The sequence below is a fragment of the Streptomyces sp. NPDC029836 genome, assembly GCF_055574495.1.
This window is the reverse complement of record NZ_JBVHZI010000009.1, coordinates 60,433-68,048: the sequence shown is the minus strand read 5'-3', so window position 1 is coordinate 68,048 and position 7,616 is coordinate 60,433. Positions and strand designations below refer to the sequence as shown.

Here is a 7,616-nt window from a genome sequence, read left to right as displayed (position 1 = left end):
TAAGTCGTGGAGTGCGCCGAAGGCGATCCCGAGCAGCTCGATCACGTCGGTCACGGCGGCGGCGACGGGTGACACGGTGCACCTCTTCGCGGTCGGCGGTGGCGGACAGCTGTTCAGCCGGGACATCGACTACAAGACCGGCGTGTCCAGCGACTGGTACGCCTGGGACAAGTTCAACGTGCAGGCTCTCGCCGCCACCGTGACCGGCAACAACCAGCTGCACCTGTTCATCGTCCAGGGCGGCAAGATCCACGAGCGTGACGGGGACTACAGCACCGGCACCTGGTCGCCGTGGTACGCCTGGAACGAGACGAGCGACATCTCCTCGCTCACGGCCTCCTCGACCGGCAACAAGGTCCGCCTCTTCGCCGCCGGCGGTGGCGGCACCCTCTTCTCGCGCGACGGCGACTACGACAACGGCACCTGGTCGGCCTGGAACCGGTGGGACCGCGCGAACGTACAGGGACTCACCTCCGCCGTGGCCAACAACCAGCTGCACCTGTTCGACATCGAGGGCGGCGAGATCAACAGCGCCGACGGCAACTACAACACGAGCACCTGGTCGCAGTGGTACCGCTGGAGCGACACCAGCAACCTGATCGCGGTCTCCGCCTCCATGACCGGCAACCAACTGCACATGTTCGCCATGAACAAGGACGGCAAGCTCTTCGAGCGCGACGGCAACTACGACAACGGCACCTGGAGCACGTGGGCCCCGTTCGGCACCGCCAACAACTCCTGACCCACCGCCCCGGCCCCTCATGGTCCGTTACGGCCCCAGTTCGCGCAGGAGACCGCGAACTGGGGCCGGCCCAGTGTTGAGGCGATCCCCTTGGCGTGGACACACCTGACAATGGATCCTGTTGATCCTGGAAGGTGTAGATCTACGTGGCAAGGCCCTCGAAGTACAGTGCGGAGTTCCGGTCCGACGCGATCGCGTTGTGGCGGGCTTGGGCTGGCAGGCGGACGTTCAGGGACGTAGCGGCCGATCTGAACGTCAACCCCGAGACGCTGCGGACCTGGGTGCGTGACGCCGACGGCCGTCCGGTCGCCTCCGGCGCGTCGCAGGACACCGAGGCCGAGCTGGCCCGGCTGCGGGCGTAGCACGCCAGGCTGGCCAAGGCGGAGAAGGAATGGCAGCTCGAGCGGGAGATTCTGCGACGGGCAGCCGCCTATTTCGCGCGGGAGATGAAGTGAAGAACGCCGCTTGGGACTTCGTCTCCGCCCACGCCGAGATGTTCGGCGTCAAGCGGATATGCCGGGTGCTGGAGGTCTCCCGCTCTGGCTACTACCGGTGGATCGCCGGCGCCGGGGCGCGGGCGGAGCGGCAGGGAGCCGAGGACGCCCTGGTCGAGGAGATCCGCGAAATCCATGCCGAACACCGAGGTAACCACGGCGCGCTTCGAGTCCATGCCGAACTGCGGGGCTTCGGCCACACGGTCAACCGCAAGCGGGTGGCCAGGCTGATGCGCAAGCACGGCATCGTCGGCCGTCACCTGCGGAAGAAGAAGCGGACCACGGTCCCGGACCGCCTCGCGCCGCCGGTGGCAGACCTGGTCCAGCGGGACTTCACCACCAGTACGCTGGACGAGAAGTGGTGCGGCGACATCACATACGTACAGGTCGGAGCCGCGTGGCTCTACCTCGCTTGCGTCATCGACATACGGTCACGCCGGGTACTCGGCTGGTCGATGGCCCCGCACATGCGGGCCGAGCTCGTCATCGACGCACTCCATGCCGCGGTCGCGACCCGCGGCGGCGACGTCACCGGAGTGATCTTCCACGCGGACCGCGGATCGCAATACACCTCGGCCGCGTTCGCCCAGGTCTGCGATCTGCACGGCGTCCGCAGAAGCATGGGCAGGGTCGGCTCCAGTTACGACAATGCCCTGGCCGAGAGTTTCTGGCAGGGACTGAAGAGAGAAACGATGCACCGGAGAGTGTTCGTGACGATGACTCAGGCAAGGCTCGAGATATTCCGGTGGCTCACCTACTACAACGCCCGCCGACGCCACAGCGCGCCCTCCTACCTCTCCCCAATGGAGTTCGAACAGCAGCACCACAGGACAGCTAAACTCTCACTCGCAGCATGAACCCCTGTGTCCACACTCCGGGGGTCACCTAACGCGCCCGCCTACCCCTCGACGGGGACATCGAGGGGTAGGTGGGCGCGGGAGTTCAATTGCATCAAGGCGGCGAGTGATGGTGGTCGTTCCCCGGGTAGCAGTCCGGGGTGAGAAGACCCTGGGGCACCTCCACCGAGAACGACGGAGGAAGGCTTCGGGGATGTCGTCACGTACTTCCCAGCGGATCCGCAGCCGGCGGAACCAGTGAAGGTGGGCGAAGGTCCGCTGCACGAACCGGCGTTCGGCGCCGAGGCCGGAGTCGTGTGGGACGCCGCGTCGGGCGATGACGGGTTTCACGCCCAGGGTCCAGGCCAGGCATCGGTGCTTGTCGTGGTCGTAGCCGCGATCCCCGAGCACCGTGTCGGGCCGCCGACGCGGTCGGTCGCGCTTGCCGCGGATCGGTGGGACGGCTTGGAGCAGGGGGATGAACTGGGTGACGTCATCGCGGTTGCCGCCGGTCGGGGTGGCGGCAAGCGGAATGCCGGTGGTGTCGGTGATCAGGTGGCGCTTGCTGCCGTTCCTGCCCCGGTCAACCGGGCTTCGCCCGATTTTGGAGCCCCCTTTTACGCGCGTATGTGGGAGCCGTCGACCACAGCCCGCGAGAAGTCGAGGGCCCCGGCTCCGCGGGGGCGGGCCAGGAGGGTTGCGTGCAGTCGCGGCCACACACCGGCTTCAGTCCACTTCCGCCGAGCCACCCCGCACCCCCGGATCAACGCTCTCAGGGCCATCCAACCAGCCCGAAGATCATTTCGTTAGGGGTTGCCAGCCCGACCCCGTCGGCCGGCAACGCCGGACCGGAGTGGCCCGGGGGTCGGCGCTACTCACTCTTCGTGACAGGCGCTCCGCCTTCGTGTCGGCTCCCGGCTTCGAGGAAGGCCAGCAACGACTCGAAACCGTCGCTCCGCAGCATGCGCTGGATCAGCTCCTTCTCCGTGCCGAGCACCGAGACTCCATCGACGTCCATGTCGGTGAGTCGCAGGTACGTGCCGTCGGCGTCCGACTTGAGCCGGTAGGTCACGGCCGGCGTGCGGGAGGGATACCCGGGGGACCGGGCGGCCGTCGCGCTCACGCGGTGCGCCGTGGGCTTGTCGGCGGAGGCGGTTGTGGGGGCGACCGGTCCGATGTCGAGGAAGACCGCGGCTACCTTGGCGGTCCAGTACGGGGCGAAGGCGCAGAGGTAGCGCTCGCGGTCCGCCGCGCTGAGAGCGCGGGCCTCCCTGCGTCCCATCGCGAAGGCAGCGGCGTACTTGGCCCTCAGCGCGGGCTCCAGCACCGCGGCGCGCGCGTTCGCACCCGCGTTCAGGACGTCGGCGACGAGAGCGGACACGAAAGCCACGGGATCGGTTGTCACCCTCTAGAACGTAGTACTGCAACGGGGCTTTCGTTGACGGAGGGCGCGCTCGGCGACCCTGCGCACACGGGCGTGCTGCGCGGCGGGCTTCGGTCGCGCGGGTGAGCGCGGCGATCCGGGCGAGGTTCTGCGGTGATCCCAGCCGCCCGCGCGGGTGTGTTATCCGCCGAGGGCCCTTCTGGGCGGGTGTCGGGCCCGCTGGACCCCCAGGACGGTTGATCATGATGGCCGCTCGGACCTCGCCATCGTCACCACCATCCGCTCCAGGCGGGCCAGCCGGGTCTTCTCGGTGCGGGCGGTGACCAGGCTGAGATACAGGGCGAACTGGTTGGACTTGCCGAGCGTCTCGTAGAACGCCCGCGCCGTCGGGTTCGCGTCGAGCGCCTCGACTAGATCGGGCGGTGCGGTGGCGTTCTTCTGGGAGGCGTATGCCGTCGCCCAGCGACCGTCCGCCCGCGCCGCCGCGACCTCGGCGAGGCCGCGGGGGCGCATCCGTCCCTCGGCGATCAGGGCCTCGGCCTTGTCGACGTTCACCTGCGACCAGGGCGATCGGGGGCGGCGGGGCGTCGTGCGCTGCAGGAAATACGTGTCATCGAAGCCGTGCCGCAGACCGTCGATCCAGCCGAAGCAGAGCACCGTGTCGACCATCTCTTCCCAGGTGAGCGACGGGATGCCGGTACGCTTCTTGGCGATCTTCACCCAGAGCGCGGTCCGCTCCCCGTGATGCTCGTCGAGCCATGCCTCCAACTCTGCCGGGCTCGCGGGGACAAGAATCTCGACGCCGTCCTCGTATGTCTGCATACACCGCAACTTAGAGGCTATATAGGACAGATTTTGACCTATATCAGCCTCCGCCACCGAAATTTCACGGCCTCCGCCGGGGGGTGAACAGGCATGCCCATGGCGGCCGGCCGGCCCCGTGATGGGCGTGCCACGACAGCAGCGTCTCGGTCGACGAGCAGCCGATCCGCTGCGGCGTCCGCGCCAACTCCTTCCGCCGGAGGTGGAGGTGGCGCTGCATCTGGGGGAGGAGTGCGAGGTGTGGGTGCTGGGTGAGCGCTGCTGGTGCGGCGCGGACCCCGGCGTGGTCTAGCGGGCCGGTCAAGGGCACCAAACGCGTCGGATCGGTACACCCCGCCCGCCTCACCGACGACACCCCTCCCCTGAAACCAACGTTCCGGCCCCCCGAACGGCCTTGGTGATGTGCCGTCCTCCACACTGCGGATGACCGCACATCCCACCCATCCTGGGATCAGACCGGCGTAATCGGCAGCACCGGGCACCGGCCGCGTGCTGATGGGCCCGGCAGATCGTGGAGTCCACGTTCACCTCCCACGTGATCAGCCCGGCGGCGTCCGCCCGGGCCTGCAATCCGGTCAGGACCGCAGTGCCCCGCTTACCACTCCAGAGCGGTGATCTGGAGGATGTACACACGCTCGCGACGTACGACGACCTGGTAGGTGATCATTCCGCCGGGAATCGTGAGTGTGCCGCCTTTGGGGTCGAGGCCTTGGTGGTCGCGCGCGTGGAGATAGGCGACTTCGCACATGCGGACCAGCTCGTCCGCCTTCTTCTCCACTTCCCGCAGGAACGGGGCCGGTGCTGTTCGGGCGGTCGCTTCGGCGCTGAAGGCGTACTCCCACTTCCAACTCAACCGCGCACCGCCTGCTGGGCTTCATCGAGGACGGCGCTGATCTCGGCGAGCGCCGTGTTGACGGCGTCTTCGTCATCGTGCTCGTGCTTGTCGTACGAGGTCAGCACAGCCTGCGCGTGCTGGTGGCGCGTGCGCAGGTCCACACGCCGGGCGATCTCGATGTTCTGAGCCCAGACCAGCAGCCACGCCTGGATCGGGGCGAGCGACTTGTGGTCGATAGCCTGGGAGAAGGCTTCGTCCATCGTCCGCTGCATCTCGTCGAGTCGGGAGGGATCAACTCTGGCCAGGGCAGTACGCAAGGCGCCTGCCGTGCGTTCCGGGCGGGGGATCAGATCGTCCGCGGTGTGGTGCTGGGGTGCCGGTGCCACGGGTGCTCCTTCCGTCTGGAGTCCGAACCTACCGACAATCCCGTGATCGTTTCTCATCCTTGTGCCCGCGCACTGCTGATCCGGACCATCCGACACGAAGCGCCTGGACCGCGCTCGGGGGCAGGGGGGCGGCCATGGGGTCCCCTGCAAGTGCTCCCGGCCCGACCCTCGAAGGCCTCGCCGGTGGGTCCGTGTCGCTGCGCGGCAGCCACTGAGGAATCCCGGCAGCACCACCTGCGCCGGGAGCAGGTGATCTGCGATAAAGCAGCTACGACGGACGTCCACACCTCCGGCTTTGCCTCTCTCCGGCGTGCCGCCCAGGGATTGCCGCTCGCCGGCGGCACACCTGTCGGGTACCTATCAAACCCATGTCGACAGCTAAAGGCGCATGGAGTGGCCGGTCAGGCGTACGTCCAGGCCCGCCCGTTCGGCGCTGCGGGTGATGACCAGGCGGCAGCCGTTCGGGGGAGAGGCGTCGTGTCCCGAGGTGGCCCCACTGGTCGACGCCCCGGAACGCGGGCCCGGCGGCGCCGAGTCCGGCCGCCTCGGCGGCGCCCTTCCAGGCGAGCCAGTTCAGGACGGGGCAGGAGTCGGGGTGTGAACCCCAGGCGATCTCGACGTCCCGGGCCGAGCGCCCTTTCACCGAGGGAACGTGCACCTCCAGGCCCTCCTCGACGAGGACGACGTCGGCCAGGGTCAGCGCGCTCACTTCCTCGGCGCGCCCCGCGATCCCGAACGCCATGGTCACGAGCGCCCGGTCCCGGTAAACGGCCAGGTCAGGGAGGGCGTACGCGCGGCGCCCGGGGCGGGTCGCCTCCTCGCTCCCGGCCGTCACCGTACGGGGCGCGGTGTTCATCGCCCTGAGCTGTTCCGGGCTCGCGGGGGCGGCCGCGGGCTTGGCGGACGCGGTCGTTCTTCAGCGGCTTGAGCGCGGCTCGGGCGGCGACGGTGGCTTCCTTGGGCACCTCGACGTCGTACGGGGGACGGCGAGCCGTGGACGTGACGCCGGTGATCCGGCGGTCGATGCTGTTCGGCGCCGCCTGCTTCACCTCGTCCAGCCAGGTCACGAACCCGACCAGGGTCCCCTTGTTGACCGCGGTCAACGGCAGCGGGACGCCGGTCCGTTCGGCGAGCCAGCCGTGAAACTCCTCCCACAGCGCCCAGTCCCGCGCGTACCCGGTCCTCGTCTTGCGCGGCCGGACCGCGTCCAGGTGTTCCTGGGCGCCTTGGTCCAGAGCGGCCAGGACGGCAGCCACGGCCGGGTCGTACACGGCGACGCCGTGGCGCGACGCCGTGTCCGGGTTCGGATCGACAAGCTCTCCATCGACCACCACTTCGCCCAGGCGGGCGATCTCGCCGCTCGTCGCCGAGTTGCCCGCCCGCGCGGGCGCGAGGTCGTCCGTCATGACGCGCTCCTTACCGTCGGGGGGTTGGGTGGGATCGGGTTCGTGGGATGACCCATCGTCACACCGATTCAATCACCTCGGATATGGCATGTTATCCGAGGTGATGGTCGGCGGCAGAGATGCGTTTCGACTCTCGCCCGCCGAGAGGGGGAGAGACATGTGAGAGACGAGCCCGACGGGCGGTAGCGTGTGACTTCACGTCAGTTCAACGTCTCTCCAGGTTTGCTGTAAGGGAAGCTCCGCATGGAAATCCTGCTCACCATCAAGAACCCGACCCCCGAGTGCTACGACGACCTGAAGGACTTCCTCGCGAAGCACGCGACGTGCGTCGTGCTCGACACCGAGTGGTCGCCGGAACGCGCGGAGCGGTATTACCGAGCTCTGCCGGCCCGCGCGCAGAAGATCGTCCGCGAGGCCGCGATCCGGGACGGGTACGTGTCCGCGGAAGACCTCCGCGACTCCGAGGGCAGCAGCCTCCGCGGACACAGCGCCGCGCTGAAGCAGGTCCTCGAACGCGGGGAGCGCAAGGGTTGGTGGCCTTCGGGAATGCCTGCCCCCGTCCTGCCGCAAGGACCCGGCTTCGGGAAGGTCGTCGGATACCGCATGCCGGACGACCTCGTCGGGACCTTCTTCACCGCCATCAAGAGCGTGATCGATACCGAGGGCAATACCACCGCCTGAGGCAGCAGGCGGAGGCTGAAGCCCGGCCCC

7 protein-coding genes and 3 pseudogenes are annotated in these 7,616 nt (G+C 68.4%); 3 read left to right on the top strand and 7 right to left on the bottom strand.

Annotated features, from left to right (window positions below; genetic code table 11):
- Positions 1 to 742 (top strand): PLL family lectin (locus tag ACZ4XJ_RS24670; RefSeq protein ID WP_468497376.1); only part of this gene is annotated, 742 nt, incomplete at its 5' end.
- A 146-nt stretch (positions 743 to 888) separates the two neighbouring features.
- Positions 889 to 2,093: pseudogene (locus ACZ4XJ_RS24665) on the top strand (IS3 family transposase).
- Between the two features lie 192 nt (positions 2,094 to 2,285).
- On the opposite strand, the pseudogene ACZ4XJ_RS24660 reads toward ACZ4XJ_RS24665, so the two are convergent.
- The 7 genes and pseudogenes from ACZ4XJ_RS24660 to ACZ4XJ_RS24630 all read right to left on the bottom strand — a co-directional run.
- Positions 2,286 to 2,857: pseudogene (locus tag ACZ4XJ_RS24660) on the bottom strand (IS5 family transposase); the annotation flags it as partial.
- Positions 2,858 to 2,943: 86 nt separating this feature from the next.
- On the bottom strand, positions 2,944 to 3,477 hold the full coding sequence (locus ACZ4XJ_RS24655; RefSeq protein ID WP_468497375.1) for an ABC transporter substrate-binding protein: 534 nt from the start codon (positions 3,475 to 3,477) through the stop codon (positions 2,944 to 2,946).
- Positions 3,478 to 3,696: 219 nt separating this feature from the next.
- Positions 3,697 to 4,278: a YdeI/OmpD-associated family protein gene (locus tag ACZ4XJ_RS24650; protein WP_362880752.1), complete on the bottom strand. Its 582-nt coding sequence runs from the start codon at positions 4,276 to 4,278 to the stop codon at positions 3,697 to 3,699.
- 474 nt (positions 4,279 to 4,752) lie between these two features.
- Positions 4,753 to 4,860 (bottom strand): annotated as a pseudogene (locus ACZ4XJ_RS24645) (IS5 family transposase); the annotation flags it as partial.
- 13 nt (positions 4,861 to 4,873) lie between these two features.
- Positions 4,874 to 5,131, bottom strand: a complete 258-nt coding sequence (locus tag ACZ4XJ_RS24640; protein WP_362880754.1) for a hypothetical protein — start codon at positions 5,129 to 5,131, stop codon at positions 4,874 to 4,876.
- Entirely contained in the window at positions 5,128 to 5,499 is a 372-nt protein-coding gene (locus ACZ4XJ_RS24635; protein WP_362880755.1) for a hypothetical protein, read from the bottom strand. Before ACZ4XJ_RS24635 ends, ACZ4XJ_RS24640 begins: the two co-directional genes overlap by 4 nt.
- Positions 5,500 to 6,275: 776 nt before the next feature.
- Positions 6,276 to 6,905 (bottom strand): hypothetical protein, encoded by a 630-nt coding sequence (locus ACZ4XJ_RS24630; protein WP_468497374.1) that lies wholly within the window; start codon positions 6,903 to 6,905, stop codon positions 6,276 to 6,278.
- A gap of 243 nt (positions 6,906 to 7,148) precedes the next feature.
- Between ACZ4XJ_RS24630 and ACZ4XJ_RS24625 the strand changes: the two genes are divergently transcribed.
- The gene (locus ACZ4XJ_RS24625) at positions 7,149 to 7,586 is read left to right on the top strand and encodes a hypothetical protein (protein ID WP_468497373.1); all 438 of its coding nucleotides are present in this window, start codon (positions 7,149 to 7,151) and stop codon (positions 7,584 to 7,586) included.
- The last annotated feature ends 30 nt before the right edge of the window (positions 7,587 to 7,616 follow it).

What these genes read in the sequence shown, in the direction of transcription:
- ACZ4XJ_RS24650 (WP_362880752.1), bottom strand. Translation starts at nt 4,278, where the DNA reads ATGCAGACATACGAGGACGGCGTCGAGATTCTTGTCCCCGCGAGCCCG.
- ACZ4XJ_RS24630 (WP_468497374.1), bottom strand. Translation starts at nt 6,905, where the DNA reads ATGACGGACGACCTCGCGCCCGCGCGGGCGGGCAACTCGGCGACGAGC.
- ACZ4XJ_RS24625 (WP_468497373.1), top strand. Translation starts at nt 7,149, where the DNA reads ATGGAAATCCTGCTCACCATCAAGAACCCGACCCCCGAGTGCTACGAC.